Below are 1,241 nucleotides of genomic sequence, written 5' to 3'. Positions count from 1 at the left end.
GGCGACGACCCGGACGCCGGCCCGGCGGGACGCGCGGTCCTCGAGCTCGCGGCGCAGCCGCTGCAGCGCGCGGTGCTGGGCGACGCGGACCGCGCCGGGGGTGGAGCCGAGCGCGTCGGCGGTCTCCTCCGCGCTCAGCCCGACCGCGATGCGCAGCGTGAGGATCTCGACCTGGCGCGGGCCGAGCAGGCCCATGAGCTCGGACAGGCGGTCGTTGCGCTCGGCGTCGAGCACGACCTGCTCCGGGTCGTCCTCGCGGCTGAACCGCTCGGGGAGCTCCTCGACGGCGTCGCAGCGGTTGCGGGCCATCGCCCGGAACGCGTCGGCGACCTTGTGCCGGGCGATGCCGAACACGAACGCCCGGAACGACATCCCCGACGGCCGGTAGGCCGGGAGCACGGAGAGCACGGCCATGCAGACGTCCTGCGCGACGTCGTCGGCCGAGCCGAGGATCGTCTCGCGCCGGCCCAGCCGGGCCCGGCAGAAGCGCTCCACCTGGGGGTGCACCTTAGCCAGGAGCAGCGCGACCGCGCGCTCGTCGCCGGCGACGGCCGCGGCCAGCATCTCCGGCGGGAGGAGGTCCGCCGCCTGCCGGTGGTCGGCCTCCTCGGCGGCGTCCTCGGGTGCGGTCGCGATGGCCACGGGTCCGTCGTGCATCTGCCCAGCTCTCCTCGGTCGCGACCCGGGGCCGCGTCAGGCGCCGGCACCGCCCGCCCGACCCGGGAGAGGTCGGGCGGTGCGACTGTCGCGCTGTCCTCCGCCGGTGGTGGTCGGCGCTGCCGGCAGGTCCGCTCGGCCGCGCCCCGGCCTGCGATCAACCTTTCCGGTGCACCCTTTCGGGGTCAATCAACATGCACAATTTGCGGTATAGGTAGACGGACAGTAGGGGCTTTGGTCCTCATGGGAAGATCTCGGGCACGGACGGACGTCCACCCCTGTCGGAGGAGTGTCCTCCGCCTGCGGGCCGTGACCCGGGCGGAGCGGCCTCGTTGGGCCGGGTGTCACGCTCCGCTCGCCCGAAGGACCGCTCGTGTCTCTGCGTCGCCCGCACCGCCTCCTGCTCGCCGCTCTCGGCACCGTCGCGATCGGTGTGGGGGTGGCCCTGCCGGCGACCGCGGGCCCGGCGCTCCCCCCGGTCACGGTCGGCGAGGACGCCGCCGCGGCGCTGGTGCCCGCGGTGACCGAGGCCCTCGGGCCCGCGCTGGCCGGGACGTGGCTGGCCGACGGACGGCTGATGGTGG

1 protein-coding gene and 1 pseudogene are annotated in these 1,241 nt (G+C 75.6%); one reads left to right on the top strand and one right to left on the bottom strand.

The features are described 5' to 3' along the window. Positions 1-564 (bottom strand): RNA polymerase sigma factor ShbA (shbA, locus tag GTW08_RS06905; RefSeq protein WP_202416561.1); only part of this gene is annotated, 564 nt, incomplete at its 3' end. A 466-nt stretch (positions 565-1,030) separates the two neighbouring features. On the opposite strand from shbA, the pseudogene GTW08_RS06900 reads away from it, so the two are divergent. Further along, positions 1,031-1,241 (top strand): annotated as a pseudogene (locus GTW08_RS06900) (hypothetical protein); the annotation flags it as partial.

This window comes from Pseudonocardia sp. SID8383 (assembly GCF_009864975.1).
GTDB classification, from domain to species: domain Bacteria; phylum Actinomycetota; class Actinomycetes; order Mycobacteriales; family Pseudonocardiaceae; genus Pseudonocardia; species Pseudonocardia alni.
Note: the sequence above shows the minus strand (reverse complement) of the source record. Positions and strands in the feature narration are given on the sequence as shown.